Below are 22,545 nucleotides of genomic sequence, written 5' to 3'. Positions count from 1 at the left end.
TCGAGGATTTTCGACACCACGCCGGCGCCGACGGTGCGGCCGCCTTCGCGGATGGCGAAGCGGAGCTTTTCTTCCATCGCGATCGGCGCGATCAGTTCCACCTGGAACGACACGTTGTCGCCCGGCATCACCATCTCGGTCCCCTCGGCCAGCGTCACCGTCCCGGTCACGTCCGTCGTGCGGAAGTAGAACTGCGGGCGGTAGTTCGCGAAGAACGGCGTGTGACGGCCGCCCTCTTCCTTCGTCAGGATGTAGGCCTCGGCCTCGAACTTCGCGTGCGGCTTCACCGAGCCGGGCTTGCACAGGACCTGCCCGCGCTCCACGCCCTCACGGTCCACACCGCGCAGCAGCGCGCCGATGTTGTCGCCCGCCTCGCCGCGATCCAGCAGCTTGCGGAACATCTCGACGCCCGTGCAGGTCGTCTTCTTTGTGTCGCGGATGCCCACGATCTCGATCTCGTCGCCCACGTTGATCACGCCGCGCTCCACGCGGCCGGTCACCACCGTACCACGGCCGGAAATCGAGAACACGTCCTCGATCGGCATCAGGAACGGCTGGTCGATCGGGCGCTCCGGCGTCGGGATGTACTCGTCCACGGCCGCCATCAGTTCGCGGATCTTGTCCTCGCCGATCGCGTTGTCACGGCCTTCCATCGCCGCCAGCGCAGAGCCCGCGATGATCGGAATGTCGTCGCCCGGGAAGTCGTAATCCGACAGAAGCTCGCGCACTTCCATCTCGACGAGCTCCAGAAGCTCCTCGTCGTCCACCTGGTCGACCTTGTTCAGGAACACCACAAGCGCCGGAACGCCGACCTGGCGCGCCAGGAGGATGTGCTCGCGGGTCTGCGGCATCGGGCCGTCCGCCGCGTTCACCACCAGAATACCGCCGTCCATCTGCGCCGCGCCCGTGATCATGTTCTTCACGTAGTCGGCGTGGCCGGGGCAGTCCACATGCGCGTAGTGCCGGTTCTCGGTCTCGTATTCAACGTGCGCCGTCGAGATCGTGATCCCGCGCGCCTTCTCCTCCGGCGCGCCGTCGATCTGGTCGTATGCACGGAATTCGCCGAAATACTTCGTGATCGCCGCCGTCAGCGTCGTCTTGCCGTGGTCAACATGGCCGATCGTGCCGATGTTCACGTGCGGCTTGTTCCGTTCAAACTTTGCCTTTGCCATAATGGCCTCCTGTTCGCTCAAGGGGCGGCGGGGTTTCCCCCGCCCTACAGTCTTTGGGTAGGGCGGGGTTCACCCCGCCATCCCGTCATGCGTATTTCTTCTGGATCTCTTCGCTGATGTTCGCGGGGACCGGTTCGTAATGATCGAAGAGCATCGTGAACTGGGCGCGGCCCGAAGACATCGAGCGCAGCGTGTTGATGTAGCCGAACATGTTTGCCAGCGGCACGAAGGCGTTGATGACAATCGCGTTGCCGCGCGTATCCTGCCCCTGCACCATGCCCCGACGCGAAGTCAGGTCGCCGATGATACCGCCGGTGTACTCTTCCGGGGTCACGACCTCGACCTTCATGATCGGCTCGAGCAGCTTGGCGCCCGCGCGCTTGAGACCTTCGCGCATGCACATCCGCGCTGCGATCTCGAACGCCAGCACGCTGGAGTCCACGTCGTGGAACTTGCCGTCGATCAGCGCGACCTTGAAGTCGATGACCGGGAAGCCGGCAAGCGGACCGCTGTCCATGACGGACTTGATGCCCTTTTCCACACCGGGAATGTATTCCTTCGGCACTGTGCCGCCGACGATACGGCTTTCGAACGAGTAACCTTCGCCCGGCTCCGTCGGCGCAAGGATCATCTTCACCTCGGCGAACTGGCCCGACCCACCCGACTGCTTCTTGTGGGTGTAGGTATGTTCGATCTCGTGACCGATGGTCTCACGATAAGCAACCTGCGGCGCACCGATGTTCGCCTCGACCTTGAACTCGCGCTTCAGACGGTCGACGAGAATGTCGAGGTGAAGTTCCCCCATCCCCTTCATAATCGTCTGGCCCGACTCGAGGTCGGTTTCCACGCGGAACGACGGGTCTTCGGCCGCAAGACGCTGCAGGCCTTGGGACATCTTTTCCTGGTCCGCCTTCGTCTTCGGTTCCACGGCGATCTCGATCACCGGGTCCGGGAAGGTCATGGTTTCCAGAACGACCGGCGACTTGCTGTCAGACAACGTGTCACCCGTGGTCGTGTCCTTAAGACCGGCAAGCGCGATGATGTCGCCCGAGAACGCCTCTTCGATTTCGGTGCGGTTGATGGCGTGCATCATCATCATCCGGCCGATACGTTCTTTCTTGCCCTTCGTCGTGTTCAGGATGCTGTCACCTTTGGCCAGCTTGCCCGAATAGATGCGGGTGAAGGTCAGCGAGCCGACGAACGGGTCGTTCATGATCTTGAACGCCAGAGCCGAGAACGGTTCGTCGTCATCGGCATGCCGCGCGATGTTGCGGGTTTCCGTCTCGTCGTCCGGCGAGAAGCCCATGTACGCCGGCACATCGAGCGGACCGGGCAGGTAGTCGATCACGGCGTTCAGCAGCGGCTGGACACCCTTGTTCTTGAACGCAGACCCGGCGAGGATCGGAACGAACGACATCGACAGTGTGCCCTTGCGGATCAGCGCGCGCAGGGTCGGCAGGTCGGGCTCGTTGCCTTCGAGATAAGCCTCCATCGCATCGTCGTCCATTTCGACGGCGATCTCGATGAGCTCAGCGCGCATCTCTTCGGCTTTGTCCTTCAGCTCGTCGCGGATGTCTTGGACGACCCAGCTTGCGCCGAGATCCTCACCCTTCCAGACCCATTCCTTCATGGTTACGAGGTCCACGATGCCTTCCAGCTGATCCTCGGCCCCGATTGGCATCTGGATCGGCGCGGGGATGGCACCGGTGCGGTCCTTGATCATCCGTACGCAATTGAAGAAGTCAGCGCCGATCTTGTCCATCTTGTTTACGAACACAATGCGCGGAACCTTGTACCGGTCGGCCTGACGCCACACGGTTTCTGTCTGCGGCTCGACACCGGCGTTGGCGTCCAGAACGGCGATTGCGCCGTCCAGAACGGCCAGCGAACGTTCGACTTCGATGGTGAAGTCAACGTGGCCGGGCGTGTCGATGATGTTGAACCGGAACGATGCTTCCTGCGGAGTTTCGCCGTAGATGCCGGTTGTGGTCTGGCCATCCTCGGTGCGGAACCAAGTGGTGGTTGTGGCAGCAGAGGTGATCGTGATGCCACGCTCCTGCTCCTGCTCCATCCAGTCCATGGTCGCAGCGCCATCGTGCACTTCGCCGATCTTGTGCGACTTGCCGGTGTAGAACAGGATGCGCTCGGTGCAGGTGGTCTTGCCCGCATCGATATGCGCCATGATCCCGAAGTTCCGGTAGCGCCCGAGGGAGTATTCGCGTGACATTTGTCGGTCCTCTAGATCTGGTTACCAGCGGTAGTGGCTGAATGCCTTGTTGGCATCGGCCATCTTGTGCGTGTCTTCGCGCTTCTTCACGGCAGTGCCGCGACCCTGGACGGCGTCGATCAGCTCACCGGCGAGACGCTCTTCCATGGTGTTTTCGTTGCGCTTCCGGCTTGCGATGATCAGCCAGCGGATCGCCAGCGCCTCGCGGCGTTCGGGCCGGACTTCGACGGGCACCTGGTATGTGGCACCACCCACGCGGCGCGAGCGAACCTCGACGGCGGGCTTGATGTTGTCCAACGCCTCGTGGAACACTTCCACGGGGGCCTTCTTCAGCTTCTGTTCAACCCGGTCGAACGCATTGTAGACGATGCGTTCAGCGACGGACTTCTTGCCGTCGATCATCAGGTTGTTCATGAACTTGGTCAGGACGCGATCGCCGAATTTGGCGTCGGGCAGGATTTCGCGCTTCTCGGCAGCGTGACGACGGGACATATGGTAATCCTCTTACTTCGGACGCTTGGCGCCGTATTTCGAACGGCGTTGCTTGCGGTCTTTGACGCCCTGGGTATCCAGAACACCGCGCAGGATGTGGTAGCGAACGCCGGGAAGGTCTTTCACGCGGCCCCCGCGGATCAGGACCACCGAGTGCTCCTGCAGGTTGTGGCTTTCCCCCGGGATGTAGCTGATCACCTCGAAGCCGTTGGTCAGCCGCACCTTGGCCACTTTCCGCATGGCCGAGTTCGGCTTCTTCGGCGTGGTCGTGTAGACGCGCGTGCAAACACCGCGCTTCTGAGGGCAGGACTCCAGGTGCTGCGACTTGGAGCGTTTCACTTTGGGCTGCCGCGGCTTGCGGATCAGCTGCTGGATCGTTGGCATTCCGGTTTTATCCCCGCGTTGCTCATCTTCATCGTCTCGGTCACACGTCCGAGGACGCGCGGATTGATCTTCTCGTGGCCTCTGCCGCAAAGGATACGGACAAACGCAAACACCGCTCCCGCCCCCATTTCCGGGTGACGACGCGGTGGGTTTCAGAGGATCGGGGCGGTCAGGCCCGGATCGTGACCACGGATAACATTGGGTCGAAGGGGGCATACCCCTGTCGATTTCGCGGCGTATATGGGGAGTCGCGGGGGTTGTCAACAGCGATACCCCGCAGCGCAGCCCCCCGCGCCCTCAGCGGCGCGCAAGCGCGCGTTCGCGGTAGAAGGTGAACACGCCGGCCGCGACGACGATGCCCGCCCCCAGCAGGGTGACAGGGCCCGGGAAATCGCCGAAGGCAAGCAGCCCCAGCAGCATCGACCACAGAAGTCCGGTATAGCGGAACGGCGCGATCACGCCGATGTCGCCGACCCGCATGACCATCACGGAGCAGACGTAGGCGCCCGTGATGAAGGCAGCCGAAGCCACCAGAAGCGTCGCGGCCTGGGCGGTCACCGGGGTCCACACCTCGCTCCCGCCCAGTCCGGCACCCAGCACCGTCACGCCGAGCGATGCAAACAGAACGACCGTCATCGTCGGCACGCTGCCGTCGAGCCTGCGCGTGGACAGGTCGCGCAGCGTCACCGCCGCGACCGCCATCAAGGCATAGAGCGCGTAGGTATTGAATCCGTCCGGGCCTGGCCGGATGATGAGCAGCACGCCAACGAAGCCCAGCAAGATCGCGCTAAGCCTGCGCCAACCCAGCGGTTCTCCCAGAAACAACGCCGCGGCCAGCGCTACGGTCAGGGGTATCGCCTGCAGGACCGCAACGGCATTGGCCAGCGGCATGTGGAACAGCGCCGAGATGAAGAAGTATGCCGCTCCGACCTCACCGAGGGTACGCAGCGCGACGCGGCTCCAGTCGCGCCGGGACAGGTGCACGCGCCACAGGCCATGGCAACCCACCCAGGCCCCGATCAGAACCGAGGTCAGGACCCCGCGCAGAAACAGCACCTGGCCCAGCGGCATCGTGTCGGCCAGCGCCTTGATGCAGGTGTCGTTCAGCGCATAGCCCGCCATGCAGAGGGTCATAAGCGCTGCGCCGCGCGTATTGTCCGCCCAAGGCGCGCCCGTCATCCTGCCCTTCCATGCGGCCCGTGGCGCCGCGTTTCTTTCGCGGGGTTCGTCCGGGCCACCGCGTCGCCGACACCGCCCGATGCGCCCCGTTCAACCGGAATCGCCGGGGCCGCGCAAGACCGTCCCAAGCAAAAGCCCCCGCGCATGGCGGGGGCTTTCGGATCACTTGTTCCGCAGGATCACTCGCCGCGGTTTTCCGGCGTATCAACCAGCGCGGCGTCGGACTGATCGCCGCCGAACACGTCTCCGGCGGTCTGTTCCGCAGGCGCCTGAAGCGCCAGCGCCGCCTCGGCCTCGGCCTGCTTGGCCGCGATGACCTTCTGGTCACGTTCCGCAGCGATGCGGCGCACCTTGCTGCTGGCCCCGCCGGTGCCGGCCGGGATCAGTCGGCCAACGATGACGTTTTCCTTCAGGCCGATCAGCTTGTCGCGCTTGCCCTGCACCGAGGCTTCGGTCAGCACGCGGGTCGTTTCCTGGAACGACGCCGCCGAGATGAAGGACCGGGTCTGAAGCGATGCCTTGGTGATCCCCAGCAGGATCGGCTCCGCCTCGGCCGGGCGCCGGTTGTCCTTCAGCGCCTTCTCGTTCATCTCGTCCAGTTCGGCCTTGTCGACATGCTCACCCTTGAGCAGGGTCGTCTCGCCGCTGTCCAGAACTTCGTATTTCTGGAGCATCTGGCGCACGATCACCTCGATGTGCTTGTCATTGATCTTCACGCCCTGCAGGCGATAGACATCCTGCACTTCGTTGATCAGGTAGTCGGCCAGCGCCTCGATCCCCATGATCCGCAGAATATCATGCGGAGCAGGGTTGCCATCCATGATGTAGTCGCCTTTCTGGACGAAATCGCCCTCGACGACCGGGATGTGCTTGCCCTTGGGAACCATGTATTCCACCGCGTCCAGCGTGTCGTCCGCCGGTTCAATCGCGATGCGACGCTTGTTCTTGTAGTCCTTGCCGAAGCGCACATAGCCATCGATCTCGGCAATGATCGCGTGATCCTTCGGTCGTCGCGCCTCGAACAGTTCCGCCACCCGCGGCAGACCGCCGGTGATGTCCTTGGTCTTGGCGCCCTCGCGCGGGATGCGCGCGACGACGTCGCCGACCGCGATGTCCTGACCGTCTTCGACCGACAGGATCGCGTCCACCGACATCGGGTAGCTGACCGGATTGCCCGCCTCATTGCGCACGGGTTCGCCGGTTGCGCCGTCCATGATGATGATCTCGGGCTTCAGGTCGTTGCCCTTGGGCGCCGACCGCCAGTCCGTCACGATCTTCTGAGTCATGCCGGTCGCATCGTCGGTGACGTCGCGCACCGCGATGCCCGAAACAAGGTCCACGAACCGCGCCACACCGGCCTTCTCGGCGATGATCGGCAGGGTGTAGGGGTCCCATTCGAACAGCTTGGTGCCACGCGCGACCTGCTGGCCTTCCTCGACGAAGATCTTCGTGCCGTAGCCGATCTTGAAGCTGGCGCGCTCTTCGGCCTCGGGGCCGACGATGGCAAGCTGCATGTTGCGGCCCACGGCGATCTTCTCGCCCGAGGTGTTTTCCAGGATCGTGGCGTTGCGGAAGGCGATCGTGCCTTCGTTGCCGGCTTCCTGGAACGACTGCTGCGCACCCTGCGCAATGCCGCCGATGTGGAAGGTCCGCATCGTCAACTGCGTGCCCGGTTCCCCGATGGACTGCGCGGCGATGATGCCCACCGCTTCGCCCTGGTTCACCAGCGTGCCGCGCGCAAGGTCACGGCCGTAGCACATGGCGCAGACGCCCTCTTCGGCCTCGCAGGTCAGCGGGCTGCGGATGCGCATCTTCTGCACCGCCGCGTCCTCGATCAAGTCGGCCTTGCGTTCGTCGATCAGCTCGCCCGCCGCGACCAGCACCTCGTCGGTGCCGGGGCGCAATACGTCGTCCGCCGACACGCGGCCAAGCACGCGCTCGCCCAGCGTCGACACGACCTCGCCGTCGTTGACCGCCGCTTCTGCAGTAATCGCCTTGTCGGTGCCGCAGTCGTGCTGACGCACGATGCAGTCCTGCGCAACGTCAACGAGACGACGGGTCAGATAGCCCGAGTTCGCCGTCTTCAGCGCGGTGTCGGCCAGACCCTTCCGGGCACCGTGGGTCGAGTTGAAGTATTCAAGAACGGTCAGACCTTCCTTGAAGTTCGAGATAATCGGCGTTTCGATGATCGACCCGTCAGGCTTGGCCATCAGGCCGCGCATCCCACCAAGCTGCTTCATCTGCGCCGGAGAGCCCCGCGCCTTGGAGTGCGCCATCATGTAGACCGAGTTCGGCTCCTGTTCGACGCCGTCCTCGATCCGCACGGCCGAAATATCGGCCATCATGGCATCGGCCACCTGGTCGGAACACTTGGACCATGCGTCGATCACCTTGTTGTACTTTTCGCCTTGGGTGATCAGGCCGTCCATGTACTGCTGTTCGAACTCCTTGACCTGGTCCTTCACACCATTGACGATCGGCCACTTGCCGTCCGGAATGACCATGTCGTCCTTGCCGAAGCTGATGCCTGCCTTGAACGCTTCCTTGAAGCCCATCGACATGATCTGGTCGCAGAAGATGACCGACTCTTTCTGACCGCAATACCGGTAGACGGTGTCGATGACCTGCTGCACTTCGCCCTTGCGCAGCAGCCGGTTCACCAGGTCGAACGGAGCCTTTGCGTTCAGCGGCAGAAGCGCACCCAGCCGCACGCGGCCCGGAGTCGTCTCGTAGCGGCGATAGACCTCCTGCCCGGTCTCGTCGATCTGCTTGATCCGGGCTGTGATCTTGGCGTGCAGATGCACCGCGCCCGCATCGAGCGCGTGCTGCACCTCGTCCTCGTCGGCGAACATCATGCCTTCGCCCTTCATGCCCTGGCGCATCAGGGTCACGTAGTAAAGGCCAAGCACCATGTCCTGCGACGGCACGATGATCGGCGCGCCGTTGGCGGGCGACAGGACGTTGTTCGTCGACATCATCAGGACGCGCGCTTCCAGCTGCGCCTCAAGGCTCAGCGGGACGTGCACGGCCATCTGGTCGCCGTCGAAGTCGGCGTTGAAGGCCGAACACACCAGCGGGTGAAGCTGGATCGCCTTGCCCTCGATCAGCGTGGGTTCGAACGCCTGGATGCCCAGCCGGTGCAGGGTCGGCGCCCGGTTCAGCATAACCGGGTGCTCGCGGATCACCTCGTCCAGGATGTCCCAGACCTCGGGGCGTTCCTTTTCGACCAGCTTCTTTGCCTGCTTCACGGTGGACGACAGGCCCTTGGCTTCAAGGCGCGAGTAGATGAAGGGCTTGAACAGCTCCAGCGCCATCTTCTTCGGCAGGCCGCACTGGTGCAGCTTCAGTTCCGGTCCGGTCACGATGACCGACCGGCCCGAGAAATCGACCCGCTTGCCCAGAAGGTTCTGGCGGAAACGGCCCTGCTTGCCCTTGAGCATGTCCGACAGCGATTTCAGCGGACGCTTGTTGGCACCCGTGATGACGCGGCCGCGACGGCCGTTGTCGAACAGCGCATCGACGGATTCCTGCAACATCCGCTTCTCGTTCCGGATGATGATGTCCGGGGCGCGCAACTCGATCAGCCGCTTCAGTCGGTTGTTGCGGTTGATGACCCGGCGGTAGAGGTCGTTCAGGTCCGAAGTGGCGAAGCGGCCGCCATCCAGTGGCACCAGCGGGCGCAGTTCCGGCGGAATGACCGGAACCACGGTCAGCACCATCCATTCCGGGCGGTTGCCGGACTCGAGGAAGCTTTCGACGACCTTCAAACGCTTGATGATCTTCTTGGGCTTCAATTCGCCCGTGGCTTCCTTCAGTTCGTCGCGCAGTTTCAGCGCTTCGGCCTCCAGATCGATCTGGGACAGCATGTCACGGATCGCCTCGGCACCGATGCCGGCAGTGAAGGCGTCCATGCCATACGCGTCCTGCGCATCCATGAACTCTTCCTCGGTCATCAACTGGCCGTAAGTCAGATCGGTCAGGCCCGGTTCGATCACCACGTAATTCTCGAAATACAGAATACGTTCGAGGTCCCGAAGGGTCATGTCCAGCATCAGGCCGATGCGCGACGGCAGCGACTTGAGAAACCAGATATGCGCGACCGGCGAAGCCAGTTCGATGTGGCCCATGCGTTCTCGGCGGACCTTCTGCAGCGTGACTTCCACGCCGCACTTCTCGCAGACGACGCCACGGTACTTCATCCGCTTGTACTTGCCGCAGAGGCATTCATAGTCCTTGATCGGACCAAAAATGCGCGCGCAGAACAGACCGTCACGTTCCGGTTTGAACGTGCGGTAGTTGATCGTTTCGGGTTTCTTGATCTCGCCGAAGGACCAGCTGAGGATCCGCTCGGGAGACGCAAGCGATACCTTGATCTCGTCGAAAGCCTTGGGCGGGGTCAACGGGTTGAACGGGTTGTTCGTGAGTTCCTGGTTCATTTCCAAATCCTTGAAACGGGTGCGTGGGAAAGCGGTGGGGTAATCCCCGCCCTACGCCAGGCGGCGCAGGGCGGGTTCCTGTCCGCCGTCAGTCTTCCTCCGCATCCAGGAGTTCCATGTTGAGGCCCAGACCCCGGACCTCCTTGACGAGAACGTTGAACGACTCCGGCACGCCGGCCTCGAAATTGTCCTCGCCCTTGACGATGCTCTCGTAGACCTTGGTCCGGCCCGCCACGTCATCCGACTTCACGGTCAGCATCTCCTGCAGCGTATAGGCCGCACCGTAGGCTTCCAGCGCCCAGACCTCCATCTCGCCGAAGCGCTGGCCGCCGAACTGCGCCTTGCCGCCCAGCGGCTGCTGGGTCACGAGGCTGTAAGGCCCGGTCGAACGCGCGTGGATTTTGTCGTCAACAAGGTGGTGCAGCTTCAGAAGATACTTCACGCCGACGGTGACCTTGCGCGCGAACGCTTCGCCCGTGCGCCCGTCATAGAGCGTGGACTGGCCGCTTTCGTCGAAGCCCGCCCGGCGCAGCGCGTCGTTCACACCCTCCTCGCGCGCCCCGTCAAAGACAGGGGTCGCGATCGGAACGCCGCGCGTGACATTGCCCGCTGCCTCGATCAGACGATCATCGTCCATGCCTTCGATGCCTTCTTCGAAGACGTCGTCGCCATATCCGATACGCATGGCCTCCTTGACCGGGGTCAGGTCGCCGGTGCGCCGGTAGTCCTGCAGCGCCTCGTCGATCTTGATACCCAGACCACGGCTGGCCCAGCCCATGTGGGTTTCAAGGATCTGCCCGACGTTCATGCGCGAAGGCACACCCAACGGGTTGAGGCAGAAATCGACCGGCGTGCCATCCGCGAGGAACGGCATGTCCTCCATCGGGACCACCTTCGAGATCACGCCCTTGTTGCCGTGACGGCCGGCCATCTTGTCGCCCGGCTGCAGCTTGCGCTTCACCGCCACGAACACCTTGACCATCTTCATGACGCCCGGCGGCAGATCGTCCCCACGGCGGACCTTTTCCACCTTGTCTTCAAACCGGGCCTCCAGCGCGCGGCGCTGCGCGTCGAACTGCGCGTTCAGCGCTTCGACGATCTGCGCCTCGGCCTCGTCCTCGAGGGCAAGCTGCCACCACTGGCCACGGCTCAACGTGCTCAGAAGATCCTCGGTGATCTCGGAGCCAGGCTTGACGCCCTTCGGACCCTTGACCGCGACCTTGCCCATGATCTGGGTCTTCAGACGCGCGTAGATGTTGCGCTCCAGGATCGCCATCTCGTCGTCACGGTCGCGCGCCAGGCGTTCGACTTCCTCGCGCTCGATCTGCACCGCGCGCTCGTCCTTGTCGACGCCGTGCCGGTTGAACACGCGCACTTCGACAATCGTGCCGTAATCCCCCGGCGGCAGGCGAAGCGACGTGTCGCGCACGTCAGATGCCTTTTCGCCGAAGATGGCGCGCAGAAGCTTTTCTTCCGGCGTCATCGGGCTTTCGCCCTTCGGGGTGATCTTGCCCACAAGAATGTCTCCCGGCCCCACTTCGGCGCCGATATAGACAATGCCCGCTTCGTCGAGGTTGCGCAGCGCCTCCTCGCCGACGTTGGGAATGTCGCGGGTGATCTCTTCCGGCCCCAGCTTGGTGTCCCGCGCCGCAACTTCGAATTCCTCGATATGCACCGAGGTGAAGACGTCATCGCGCACGATCCGCTCCGAAATCAGGATCGAGTCCTCGTAGTTGTAGCCATTCCACGGCATGAACGCGACAATCACGTTCTTGCCGACGGCAAGTTCGCCCATGTCGGTGCAGGGGCCGTCCGCGATAACCTCGTCCTTCTCGACCGTATCTCCCACCTTCACCAGCGGACGCTGGTTGATGCAGCTGTTCTGGTTCGAACGCTGAAACTTGCGCAGGCGGTAGATGTCGACGCCCGGGTCGGACGGGTCCAGATTGCCGGACGCGCGGATAACGATCCGCGTGGCGTCCACCTGGTCGATGACGCCGGCGCGGCGCGCCACGATGGCGGCCCCGCTGTCGCGGGCGACGATTTCCTCGATCCCTGTGCCGACAAGCGGCGCTTCGGCCTGCAGCAGCGGCAGGGCCTGACGCATCATGTTCGAGCCCATCAGCGCGCGGTTGGCGTCGTCGTTCTCCAGAAACGGAATGAGCGATGCCGCGACCGACACAAGCTGCTTGGGAGAGACGTCGATCAGGTCGACGCTTTCGCGCGGCGACATGGTGTAGTCACCCGACTGGCGGGTGTTGACCATGTCGTTCACGAGAAAGCCATTTTCGTCCAGCGTGGCGTTGGCCTGCGCCACGGTATGGCGCATTTCCTCGGTCGCGGACATGTAGTGCACTTCGTCCGTGACCTGACCGTCCTTGACGACGCGATACGGAGTTTCGATGAAACCGTACTTGTTCACCCGCGCGAAGGTCGCAAGGCTGTTGATCAGACCGATGTTCGGGCCTTCCGGCGTCTCGATCGGGCACATCCGGCCATAGTGAGTGGTGTGCACGTCACGCACTTCGAAGCCCGCACGCTCGCGCGTCAGACCGCCCGGCCCAAGCGCCGAAAGACGCCGCTTGTGCGTCACTTCGGACAGCGGATTGGTCTGGTCCATGAACTGCGACAGCTGGCTGGAGCCGAAGAATTCCCGCACCGCGGCCGCCGCCGGCTTGGCGTTGATCAGGTCCTGCGGCATGACCGTGTCGATCTCGACCGAGGACATGCGCTCCTTGATCGCGCGCTCCATGCGCAGCAGGCCGACGCGATACTGATTCTCCATCAATTCGCCGACCGACCGCACGCGGCGATTGCCCAGGTGGTCGATGTCGTCGATGTCGCCCTTGCCGTCGCGCAGTTCCATCAGCGCCTTGATGCAGGCGACGATATCCTCGCGGCGCAGGGTGCGCTGCGTGTCCTCGGCGGTCAGATTCAGGCGCATGTTCATCTTGACCCTGCCCACAGCGGACAGGTCATAGCGTTCGCTGTCGAAGAACAACGTGTCGAACAGGTTGCTCGCGGCCTCGACGGTCGGCGGTTCACCCGGACGCATCACGCGGTAGATGTCCATGAGCGCGGTGTCGCGGCCCATGTTCTTGTCAACCGCCATGGTGTTGCGGATGTACGGGCCGACATTGATGTTGTCGATGTCCAGAACCGGGATGTCGGTGATACCCGCGTCCAGCAGTTCTTTCAGCGACCCGCCGGTCACCTCGCCGTCCTTGTCGGTCTCCCAGGTCAACTCGTCCCCGGCCTCGACATAGATCGCGCCGGTTTCCTCGTTGATGATGTCTTTGGCGACGAATTTGCCCAAGATCATGTCGAACGGGACCAACAGGTTCTTAACCGACCCTTCGTCGATCAGCTTCTTGACCTGGCGCGGCGTGACCTTCTGGCCCGCCTCGGCGATCACTTCGCCGGTGGCGGCGTCGACAAGATCGAAGGTCGGACGCGTGCCGCGGACCCGTTCCGGGAAGAACTTGGTCACCCAGCCGCGGTTGCCATCCTTGGTGTAGGTCACGGTGTCGTAATAGGCATCCATGATGCCTTCCTGATCCAGACCCAGCGCATAAAGCAGCGTCGTCACGGGCAGCTTGCGGCGACGGTCGATACGCGCGTAGACCAGATCCTTGGCGTCGAATTCGAAATCAAGCCAAGAGCCCCGATAAGGGATGATGCGGCAGGCGAAAAGCAGCTTGCCCGACGAATGGGTCTTGCCCTTGTCGTGGTCGAAGAACACGCCCGGGCTGCGGTGCATCTGGGACACGATCACGCGTTCGGTGCCGTTCACGATGAACGTGCCGTTCGGGGTCATGAGCGGCATATCGCCCATGAACACATCCTGTTCCTTGATGTCCTTGACCGACTTTGCGCCCGTGTCCTCGTCCACGTCGAACACGATCAGGCGGAGCGTCACCTTCAGCGGCGCGGCATAAGTCATGTCGCGCTGCTGGCATTCCTCAACGTCGTATTTCGGCTTTTCCAGTTCGTAGCTGACGAACTCGAGAACGCTGGTCTCGTTGAAATCCTTGATCGGGAAGACCGACTGGAACACACCCTTGAGGCCTTCGCCGTCAAGCGGCACCTCGCTGTCGCCGGAACGCAGGAAAAGGTCATAAGAAGATTTCTGAACCTCGATGAGGTTCGGCATTTTCAGAACTTCGCGGATCTTGCCGTAATACTTCCGGAGCCGCTTCTGGCCAAGATAGGTTTGCGCCATGTGTCTCGCTGCCTTTCGTTTCGCCGGAACGCATCCACCGCCGGGGCCACGGGGTGCATCCCTGAAACATGAAGGGGATCGGTCTATGCCCGGCACCCTTCCCAGGGGGTGCCTCCCGACCGGTCCGCCCCCTGGGAAGTCCCCTGAAGGGGGCTTTCCAAGACGCGGACGGCTGAGCCCGGCAAACGCCGGACCCAGCCCTGTGAGTCATGCGTGGGCCGACCGGCCCTGCGCAATCACTTGAGTTCGATCTCGGCGCCGACGGCTTCGAGCTTCGCCTTGATGTCGTTGGCTTCGTCCTTGGAGACCTGCTCCTTGACGGCCTTGCCACCGGCTTCGACCAGTTCCTTGGCTTCTTTCAGGCCAAGACCTGTGATGCCGCGGACTTCCTTGATGACCTTGATCTTCTCCGCGCCTGCGCTCTTCAGGATCACGTCGAATTCGGTCTGCTCTTCGGCGGCTTCGCCTGCATCGGCAGCCGGGCCGGCCATCATGACGGCGCCGCCCGCTGCGGGTTCGATGCCGTATTCATCCTTCAGGATGGTTTTCAGTTCTTGTGCCTCAAGCAGCGTCAGGTTGACGATGGATTCGGCGAGTGCTTTCAGATCAGCCATTTTCTCTGTTCCGTCTCAATAAGGTGTGTTCCAACGCGTGAACGGCAACCGCCACACGGGATCTTGCGTCACGCGGCCTCGCCGCGCTCCTCGATTGTCGAAAGGATGCTTGCGATGTTCGAAGCAGGGGCGCCAATCGCACCGGCGATGTTCGAAGCAGGCGCGCCGATGCAGCCGACGATGGAAGCGATAAGCTCCTCGCGCGACGGCATTTTCGACACGGCCTCGACACCGGCCCGGTCCAGAGCCGTGCTTCCCATTGCGCCGCCAAGAATCTCGAATTTCTTGTTATCCTTGGCGAAATCCTCGGCCACCTTGGCTGCTGCCACGGGGTCTTCGGAATAGGAAAGCACGGTCATGCCCGTCAGAAGCGAACCGATGCTTGCGCACGGCTTGCCCTCAAGGGCGATCTTGGCGAGCCTGTTCTTGGCAACACGCACGGATCCGCCAGCTTCGCGCATGCGCGCCCGCAGATCCTGCATCTCGGCAACCGTAAGACCCGTGTAGTGGGCAACCACCACAACGCCAGAGCTTTCGAAGATCTGGCCGAGTTCCTCGACCACTTTCTCTTTCTGGGCTCTATCCACAGTTTTACTCCAAGTTTGAGAGGTCTCCCCCTCGGCTCACGTGTGCCGGGCTTGCGCCCGGCGTTCGGGTCCTCAACACTGGGTCCCGAGAAGATCGCCCGAGAGCATGGCTGCGCCAGCCCCAGAGAAATGTCTCGATCCCCATCTCAGGAAGGACATTAAGCCCCGCCGTGCCAGCCTTTCGGCCGCGTGGCGACGCACCCTCCGTCTCGGACAGGACAGGGCCCGAAGGCCCCGCCATCTGGCGGGTCACCCCGCCAAATTCTCACTTCGCGGCGGCGGCCGCGTTGTCGACGCTCACCGACACGCCCGGCCCCATGGTGGAGCTGAGCGCGATCTTCTTAAGATACGCGCCCTTCGCACCGGCGGGCTTCGCCTTGGCCACGGCATCGACAAAGGCGCGGACGTTCTGGGCCAGTTGTTCGGGGGCGAAGGACGCCTTGCCGACACCGGCATGCACGACACCGGCCTTCTCAACCTTGAACTGGACCTCGCCACCCTTCGCGTTCTTCACGGCGGTCTCGACGTCCATAGTCACCGTGCCGACCTTGGGGTTCGGCATCAGGTTGCGCGGGCCGAGGATCTTGCCGAGACGACCCACAATCGGCATCATATCCGGCGTCGCGATGCAACGGTCGAACTCGATCTTGCCGGATTGGATCGTCTCCATCAGGTCTTCTGCGCCCACGATGTCAGCACCCGCTGCGGTCGCTTCATCGGCCTTCGCGCCTCGGGCGAAGACGGCGACGCGCACGGTCTTGCCGGTGCCGTTGGGCAGCGTGACGACGCCGCGCACCATCTGGTCCGCGTGGCGGGGATCGACGCCGAGGTTCATGGCGATCTCGACAGTCTCGTCGAACTTGGCCGAAGCGTTGCCCTTCACCAATGCGATGGCGTCCTCGACGGTCAGGTCTTCCTTGCCGACGAATGCGGCGCGGGCCGCCTTGGTGCGTTTACCAATCTTGGCCATGATTTACCCCTTCACCTCGATGCCCATCGACCGGGCGGAGCCCAGGATGATCTTCATTGCGGCTTCCACGTCGGTGGCGCTGAGATCCTTCATCTTGGCTTCGGCGATCTCGCGCACCTGCTTCGTGGTGACGTAGCCTGCGGTTTCCCGCGAGGGGGTCTTGGCACCGGATTTCAGCTTGGCAGCCTTCTTGAGGTAGTAAGACGCGGGCGGCGTCTTGATTTCCATCGTGAAGGACTTGTCCTGGTAGTAGCTGATCACGGTCGGGCACGGCGCGCCCGGCTCCATGTCCTGCGTCTTGGCGTTGAACGCCTTGCAGAATTCCATGATGTTGATGCCGCGCTGACCCAAGGCAGGGCCGACGGGCGGGCTGGGATTGGCTTGCCCGGCTTTCACCTGCAGCTTCATCTTCCCGACGAGTTTCTTGGCCATCTGGCCTCTCCTTCTTTCAACACCGCGCCCGACGCGACGGGGCGGCTACGGTTGGCGCGGTGCGGTCCGCCGGGCGCGCCCGGCTCGCCTCCCGCGCAAAGCTCACATCAGGCCTGCTTGGTGACCTGCGTGAATTCCAGCTCGACCGGGGTTTCCCGGCCGAAGATCGACACCATCACCTTCAGGCGCTGGTTGTCTTCGTCCACTTCTTCGACCATGCCGTCGAAATCTTCGAACGGCCCGTCGTTTACCTTCACCTTCTCGCCGATCTCGAAATGGATCAGCGTGCGCGGGGCTTCCTCGCCCTCCTGCACACGGTTCAGGATGTGGTTCACTTCGGCATCACGCATCGGCAGGGGCTTGCCCTGCGGCCCAAGGAACCCGGTCACGCGGTTGATCGAGTTGATCAGGTGATACCCGCGATCCGTCATCTCCATCCGGACCAATACGTAGCCAGGCATGAAGCGGCGCGGCACGGTGACTTTCTTGCCGCGGCGGATCTCTATCACTTCCTCTTCCGGAACCAGAACTTCCTCGATCTCGTCCTCAAGGCCCTTCTCGACGGCCTCGGTGCGGATCTGCTCGGCGATCTTCTTCTCGAAATTCGAGAGAACGCTTACCGAATACCACCGTTTCGCCATCGTGCCTGCCGCCCCTTGAATTACCGCCAAGACCCGTGAAGGCCCCGTGTCTGCCCGCATTTACGCGTTGTCGTTCCGGAAGAAAAAATCGGCGCGCAACGAATCATTGCACGCCCGAACCGGAAACACCGGCGTGTGCTAGACCCTCACGCCACGCTTGACAAGAGCGAATTGCCCTCCGCGTTCAGCTGCCAAAGGTGGTCAGCGTGAAGGCCAGTCCGCTGCGGATCGCCCAGTCGACGAAGAAAAAGAAGATCGCCGTAAGCGTGGACATCACCAGAACCATCGCACTGGTCACCAGCACCTCGCGCTGACCGGGCCACGCGATCTTGCCCACCTCGGTGCGGACCTGCTGGATAAACTGAAACGGATTGGTGGTGGCCATGGCCCTGTCCTTTCGCACGATGGGCGGCAGATACGCGTTTTGCCCCTGCGTTTCAAGACCGCCCGCCGCCCGCCGGACAAAGAGCGCGAAATCACCGGGAACGGCTTAACATCGACAGCGAAGTATGGCATGGAACAGAAGAAGAACAATCAATGGCCGCAGCGGCGACGCAGGCAAGGCTGGAGCGGGCGGGAAGCGACACGGACATGACAGCGGGGCTGACTTCACTTGAACTGTGCGCGGGCGCAGGCGGACAGGCGCTCGGGCTGGAACAGGCGGGTTATGACCATACCGCGCTGGTGGAGATCGATAGGCATTGCCGCGACACGCTTTCGCTCAACCGCCCGGACTGGACCGTGGTGCAGGGCGAACAGGCGGACCTTTCGAAATTCGATGCCCGTGCGCATGAAGGCATCGACCTTCTGGCCGGCGGGCTGCCCTGCCCACCCTTCTCGGTCGCAGGCAAGCAACTGGGCCATGCAGACGAACGCAACCTCTTTCCCGCTGCCCTGCGCGTGATCGAAGAAACCCGTCCCCGCGCCGTTATGATCGAGAACGTACGCGGATTTCTCGACGCGGTGTTCGCGGATTACCGGCAGAAACTGAAACGGCAACTCGCGCGGATGGGCTATGTCACCGACTGGCACCTGTTCAACGCGTCGGATTTCGGCGTGCCGCAATTGCGGCCGCGCGTGGTGATCGTAGCGATTCGCAGCGATCTGGCGGATGGCTTTTCATGGCCCGTGGGCACCGGCGTCTCTCCCGCGAGCGTCGGGCGCACGCTGGTGGACCTGATGGCGGAACGGGGCTGGGGCGGGGCGCAGACATGGGCCGCGCGCGCCGACGACATCGCGCCGACCATCGTCGGCGGATCGAAGAAGCACGGCGGCCCAGATCTCGGCCCAACCCGCGCAAAGCGCGCCTGGTCAACACTGGGCGTGGACGGACTGGGCATCGCCGACCAGGCGCCGGACCCGGATTTCGTCGGAATGCCGCGACTGACGGTGCGCATGGTCGCCCGCCTGCAAGGCTTTCCCGACGACTGGAAGTTCTCGGGCCGCAAGACCCCCGCCTACCGGCAGGTCGGCAACGCCTTTCCGCCCCCTGTCGCGGCCGCGGTAGGCCGCCAGATCGCGCTGGCCATCACGCAGCGCCGGTCGGTGTCGGTCGTCGCCTGATGGCCGACGCCTGGCTTACAGAGGCCCGGCGCACCTTTCACGCGACCTTGCTGGCCGGCATCCTGACGCGCAGCGACAACGGCGTGCCCAGCAACGCGGACCGTTCCAGTCGGCCCAGCATTGCCATCGCCAGTGCGATCCTTGAACAGCTTGGCCCGGCGCAGACCGCCTCCAAGCTGGCCGGGCAGACCGCGGGCGCGGACTTCGAAGGTGTCTGCGCCGAATTCCTTGCCCTGTGCTTCGCGCGCCTCGGCCACCTTCGCCCGGGGCGTTTCGAGGTGCGAAAGGGCGGCGGGATCGCGCAGTTCGACCAGTACGCGCATCTCGACGACCTCGAAGCTATCGCCCGCGCCAACCGTGAGATCGCGACGGCGCTTGGGTCAGACTATCTCATCAAGCCCGATATCTTGATATCACGCCACCCGGTGCCGGACACGGTTCTGAACGCCCATGAACGGCTGGTGGATGACGGCGCGGGACGGCTCAGCAGCCTACGAAGCCGCAACAATGCCATGTCGACGCTGCACGCCTCCATCAGTTGCAAGTGGACCCTCCGCAGCGACCGGGCGCAGAATGCCCGGTCCGAAGGGCTGAACCTCGTGCGCAACCGCAAGGGGCGCCTGCCCCATATCGCAGTCATCACCGCGGAACCCGCCCCCGCACGGCTGGCCTCGCTTGCGCTTGGGACAGGCGATATCGACTGTATCTATCACTTCGCCTTGTATGAACTGCGCGCAGCGCTGGAAGCGCAGCATCGTGACGACACGCTCGATCTTCTGGACATGATGGTGGATGGCAAGCGCCTGCGCGACATATCCGATCTGCCGCTCGACCTCGTGACCTGAGCGGCGACGCGGCGCGTCTGCACTGTCCGAAATTATGCCTGGCAGGGGCTGAGGGACTCGAACCCACGACCCTCGGTTTTGGAGACCGATGCTCTACCAACTGAGCTAAACCCCTAGGCCGACGCTGTGGATACGGTGAAACCGGAACGGCATCAAGGGCAAACCGCACTGCACAGTGCCCGCCCCCGCGCTTCACGCCGACGCGACGCAGGCCACACGGCGGCTCGCATCCTCTTGCGTTCCGCGGAGCGGCGTCGCGCCCTATCCTGCCACCAGGAGGTACCGCAATGGCACATCACCCAATCACACACGGTCGCGCCGGGCTTAACCGGCGCACCATCCTTGCCACTGGTCTGCTCGGCACCATGGCCGGGTTCACACACCGGCCCGCCGCCGCATCGGAAACACCACCCTTCCGCTACGAGGTCACGCGCAGCGACACTGAATGGAAAGCGCGGCTAACTCCGGCGGAATACCGCATACTGCGCGAAGGCGGCACCGAACTACCGGCCTCCAGCCCGCTCTGGCAAGAGGACCGGGACGGAACGTATTGTTGCCGGGGATGCGATCTTCTGATCTACAGCGCCGCGTGGAAGGTGTCGGTGCCAAAGGGCTGGGCGTTTTTCCGTCACAGCGAGCGCGACGCGGTGCTGACCGGCATCGACGGACCAGTCCCCTCCTACGGCATGTCCCCGGACGACGACACCACCATGATCGAAGCGCATTGCAGGCGGTGCGGAAGTCATCTGGGGCATGTTCTGCTGGTCGAAGGATCAGTCTTGCACTGCATCAACGGCACCAGCCTGCGCTTCACCCCGGCCTGACACAGTATCCGCTACCGATTCACCGTTCCGGCCCGGCCTCTGTGGCCGGGTTTTTCGTATGCGGCGCCGCGCGCCGCTCACGGCCGCTCGGGATCACGTCATTCACCAAAACGTCAAGGCCCGCCTCCCGGCACCCTGACGTGCCGCTGCGCTCACATGGCGCTCACGGCGGCAGCACGGGGACGCACGGCCGCGCACGGCCCCGTGACGGAAATGCAGCAGACCGGGGCGTGACCAACCGGCGGAACTGCAGCGCAGTGCCATGTTTCGAGCAAAGACATGCGCGCAAGGCCACGGGAAATCACGTTCCCGTGCCAGTGATCTGAAATATTTCATCGCATTCCAGTGACTTAACCGCGACCCGCCGATGTGCGACCCAGACCGGGCCAGCCGCGACGGACGCCCTGGCACAACGCAGAAGCAAAGGAACAACACCATGAAACGCACCATCGCCATCTTCGCCACTGCCGCAACCCTGGGCCTGACCGCGCTCGCGCCCGCCAGCCAGGCCATGGAGCAGGAACTCGACATGCTCACCCAGTCGGTCGTCAACGCGCTGCGCGTGGAAGGCTTCGACACCTCGAACGTGTCCAACCTGACGCTCGGCCAGATTGCCGAGATCAAGGGCGTGCTGGAAAGCGGCATGACAGCCACCGACCGCAGCAAGATCGAACGGCTTCTGGACGCCGAATAAGCGCCGCCCCGGACGCGAAAAAGGGCGCCTGGCGGCGCCCTTTCCTGTTTCGCTGCGCGGGTCTGACCCCGCGATGTCGCGCTCCGCTCAATCGAGGATTTTCGACACCACGCCGGCGCCGACGGTGCGGCCGCCTTCGCGGATGGCGAAGCGGAGCTTTTCTTCCATCGCGATCGGCGCGATCAGTTCCACCTGGAACGACACGTTGTCGCCCGGCATCACCATCTCGGTCCCCTCGGCCAGCGTCACCGTCCCGGTCACGTCCGTCGTGCGGAAGTAGAACTGCGGGCGGTAGTTCGCGAAGAACGGCGTGTGACGGCCGCCCTCTTCCTTCGTCAGGATGTAGGCCTCGGCCTCGAACTTCGCGTGCGGCTTCACCGAGCCGGGCTTGCACAGGACCTGCCCGCGCTCCACGCCCTCACGGTCCACACCGCGCAGCAGCGCGCCGATGTTGTCGCCCGCCTCGCCGCGATCCAGCAGCTTGCGGAACATCTCGACGCCCGTGCAGGTCGTCTTCTTTGTGTCGCGGATGCCCACGATCTCGATCTCGTCGCCCACGTTGATCACGCCGCGCTCCACGCGGCCGGTCACCACCGTACCACGGCCGGAAATCGAGAACACGTCCTCGATCGGCATCAGGAACGGCTGGTCGATCGGGCGCTCCGGCGTCGGGATGTACTCGTCCACGGCCGCCATCAGTTCGCGGATCTTGTCCTCGCCGATCGCGTTGTCACGGCCTTCCATCGCCGCCAGCGCAGAGCCCGCGATGATCGGAATGTCGTCGCCCGGGAAGTCGTAATCCGACAGAAGCTCGCGCACTTCCATCTCGACGAGCTCCAGAAGCTCCTCGTCGTCCACCTGGTCGACCTTGTTCAGGAACACCACAAGCGCCGGAACGCCGACCTGGCGCGCCAGGAGGATGTGCTCGCGGGTCTGCGGCATCGGGCCGTCCGCCGCGTTCACCACCAGAATACCGCCGTCCATCTGCGCCGCGCCCGTGATCATGTTCTTCACGTAGTCGGCGTGGCCGGGGCAGTCCACATGCGCGTAGTGCCGGTTCTCGGTCTCGTATTCAACGTGCGCCGTCGAGATCGTGATCCCGCGCGCCTTCTCCTCCGGCGCGCCGTCGATCTGGTCGTATGCACGGAATTCGCCGAAATACTTCGTGATCGCCGCCGTCAGCGTCGTCTTGCCGTGGTCAACATGGCCGATCGTGCCGATGTTCACGTGCGGCTTGTTCCGTTCAAACTTTGCCTTTGCCAT

The 22,545-nt window shown here is 63.4% G+C and carries 18 protein-coding genes and 1 tRNA gene; 4 read left to right on the top strand and 15 right to left on the bottom strand.

Annotated elements, in window-relative coordinates; genetic code table 11:
• The 13 genes from tuf (DKT77_RS19730) to secE form a co-directional block, all read right to left on the bottom strand.
• A partial coding sequence (gene tuf / locus DKT77_RS19730) for an elongation factor Tu (RefSeq protein ID WP_109810035.1) occupies positions 1-1,172 on the bottom strand: 1,172 nt, incomplete at its 3' end.
• An 85-nt stretch (positions 1,173-1,257) separates the two neighbouring features.
• The gene (gene fusA, locus DKT77_RS19725) at positions 1,258-3,399 is read right to left on the bottom strand and encodes an elongation factor G (protein WP_109813356.1); all 2,142 of its coding nucleotides are present in this window, start codon (positions 3,397-3,399) and stop codon (positions 1,258-1,260) included.
• Positions 3,400-3,420: 21 nt separating this feature from the next.
• Entirely contained in the window at positions 3,421-3,891 is a 471-nt protein-coding gene (rpsG, locus tag DKT77_RS19720) for a 30S ribosomal protein S7 (RefSeq protein ID WP_109813355.1), read from the bottom strand.
• A 12-nt stretch (positions 3,892-3,903) separates the two neighbouring features.
• A complete protein-coding gene (gene rpsL / locus DKT77_RS19715) occupies positions 3,904-4,275 on the bottom strand; it encodes a 30S ribosomal protein S12 (protein ID WP_008182915.1) in 372 nt (123 codons plus the stop codon).
• A 297-nt stretch (positions 4,276-4,572) separates the two neighbouring features.
• Positions 4,573-5,454, bottom strand: a complete 882-nt coding sequence (locus DKT77_RS19710; RefSeq protein ID WP_109813354.1) for a DMT family transporter — start codon at positions 5,452-5,454, stop codon at positions 4,573-4,575.
• Between the two features lie 179 nt (positions 5,455-5,633).
• A complete protein-coding gene (gene rpoC / locus DKT77_RS19705) occupies positions 5,634-9,890 on the bottom strand; it encodes a DNA-directed RNA polymerase subunit beta' (RefSeq protein ID WP_109813353.1) in 4,257 nt (1,418 codons plus the stop codon).
• 88 nt (positions 9,891-9,978) lie between these two features.
• Positions 9,979-14,112 carry a DNA-directed RNA polymerase subunit beta gene (gene rpoB / locus DKT77_RS19700; protein ID WP_109813352.1) on the bottom strand — a complete coding sequence of 1,378 codons (4,134 nt, stop codon included), beginning with the start codon at positions 14,110-14,112 and terminating at the stop codon, positions 9,979-9,981.
• A gap of 236 nt (positions 14,113-14,348) precedes the next feature.
• Positions 14,349-14,726: a 50S ribosomal protein L7/L12 gene (rplL, locus tag DKT77_RS19695; RefSeq protein WP_109813351.1), complete on the bottom strand. Its 378-nt coding sequence runs from the start codon at positions 14,724-14,726 to the stop codon at positions 14,349-14,351.
• 68 nt (positions 14,727-14,794) lie between these two features.
• Positions 14,795-15,313 carry a 50S ribosomal protein L10 gene (gene rplJ, locus DKT77_RS19690; protein ID WP_109813350.1) on the bottom strand — a complete coding sequence of 173 codons (519 nt, stop codon included), beginning with the start codon at positions 15,311-15,313 and terminating at the stop codon, positions 14,795-14,797.
• 265 nt (positions 15,314-15,578) lie between these two features.
• Positions 15,579-16,283 carry a 50S ribosomal protein L1 gene (gene rplA / locus DKT77_RS19685; RefSeq protein WP_109813349.1) on the bottom strand — a complete coding sequence of 235 codons (705 nt, stop codon included), beginning with the start codon at positions 16,281-16,283 and terminating at the stop codon, positions 15,579-15,581.
• Positions 16,284-16,286: 3 nt separating this feature from the next.
• A complete protein-coding gene (gene rplK / locus DKT77_RS19680) occupies positions 16,287-16,715 on the bottom strand; it encodes a 50S ribosomal protein L11 (protein WP_109813348.1) in 429 nt (142 codons plus the stop codon).
• A 107-nt stretch (positions 16,716-16,822) separates the two neighbouring features.
• Positions 16,823-17,356, bottom strand: a complete 534-nt coding sequence (gene nusG, locus DKT77_RS19675; protein WP_109813347.1) for a transcription termination/antitermination protein NusG — start codon at positions 17,354-17,356, stop codon at positions 16,823-16,825.
• A gap of 184 nt (positions 17,357-17,540) precedes the next feature.
• Entirely contained in the window at positions 17,541-17,741 is a 201-nt protein-coding gene (gene secE / locus DKT77_RS19670) for a preprotein translocase subunit SecE (protein WP_109813346.1), read from the bottom strand.
• A 152-nt stretch (positions 17,742-17,893) separates the two neighbouring features.
• Between secE and DKT77_RS19665 the strand changes: the two genes are divergently transcribed.
• Together DKT77_RS19665 and DKT77_RS19660 are read left to right on the top strand one after the other, a co-directional pair.
• Complete coding sequence (locus DKT77_RS19665) at positions 17,894-18,919, top strand: DNA cytosine methyltransferase (protein ID WP_238548055.1); 1,026 nt, start codon at positions 17,894-17,896, stop codon at positions 18,917-18,919.
• Complete coding sequence (locus tag DKT77_RS19660) at positions 18,919-19,764, top strand: NgoMIV family type II restriction endonuclease (protein ID WP_109813345.1); 846 nt, start codon at positions 18,919-18,921, stop codon at positions 19,762-19,764. The genes DKT77_RS19665 and DKT77_RS19660 overlap by 1 nt, the downstream gene beginning before the upstream one ends.
• Positions 19,765-19,803: 39 nt before the next feature.
• Here DKT77_RS19660 and DKT77_RS19655 read toward each other — a convergent pair.
• Positions 19,804-19,879 (bottom strand) — tRNA-Trp (locus DKT77_RS19655).
• A 172-nt stretch (positions 19,880-20,051) separates the two neighbouring features.
• Between DKT77_RS19655 and DKT77_RS19650 the strand changes: the two genes are divergently transcribed.
• Together DKT77_RS19650 and DKT77_RS19645 are read left to right on the top strand one after the other, a co-directional pair.
• Positions 20,052-20,588 carry a peptide-methionine (R)-S-oxide reductase gene (locus tag DKT77_RS19650; protein WP_109813344.1) on the top strand — a complete coding sequence of 179 codons (537 nt, stop codon included), beginning with the start codon at positions 20,052-20,054 and terminating at the stop codon, positions 20,586-20,588.
• 436 nt (positions 20,589-21,024) lie between these two features.
• The gene (locus tag DKT77_RS19645; RefSeq protein WP_109813343.1) at positions 21,025-21,282 is read left to right on the top strand and encodes a hypothetical protein; all 258 of its coding nucleotides are present in this window, start codon (positions 21,025-21,027) and stop codon (positions 21,280-21,282) included.
• 87 nt (positions 21,283-21,369) lie between these two features.
• Here the strand turns inward: DKT77_RS19645 and tuf (DKT77_RS19640) are convergent.
• Positions 21,370-22,545 (bottom strand): elongation factor Tu (gene tuf, locus DKT77_RS19640; RefSeq protein WP_109812287.1); only part of this gene is annotated, 1,176 nt, incomplete at its 5' end.

Origin of the sequence: Meridianimarinicoccus roseus (assembly GCF_003172915.1) — a bacterium.
GTDB classification, from domain to species: domain Bacteria; phylum Pseudomonadota; class Alphaproteobacteria; order Rhodobacterales; family Rhodobacteraceae; genus Meridianimarinicoccus; species Meridianimarinicoccus roseus.
This window is presented reverse-complemented; position numbering and strand designations above follow the sequence as displayed.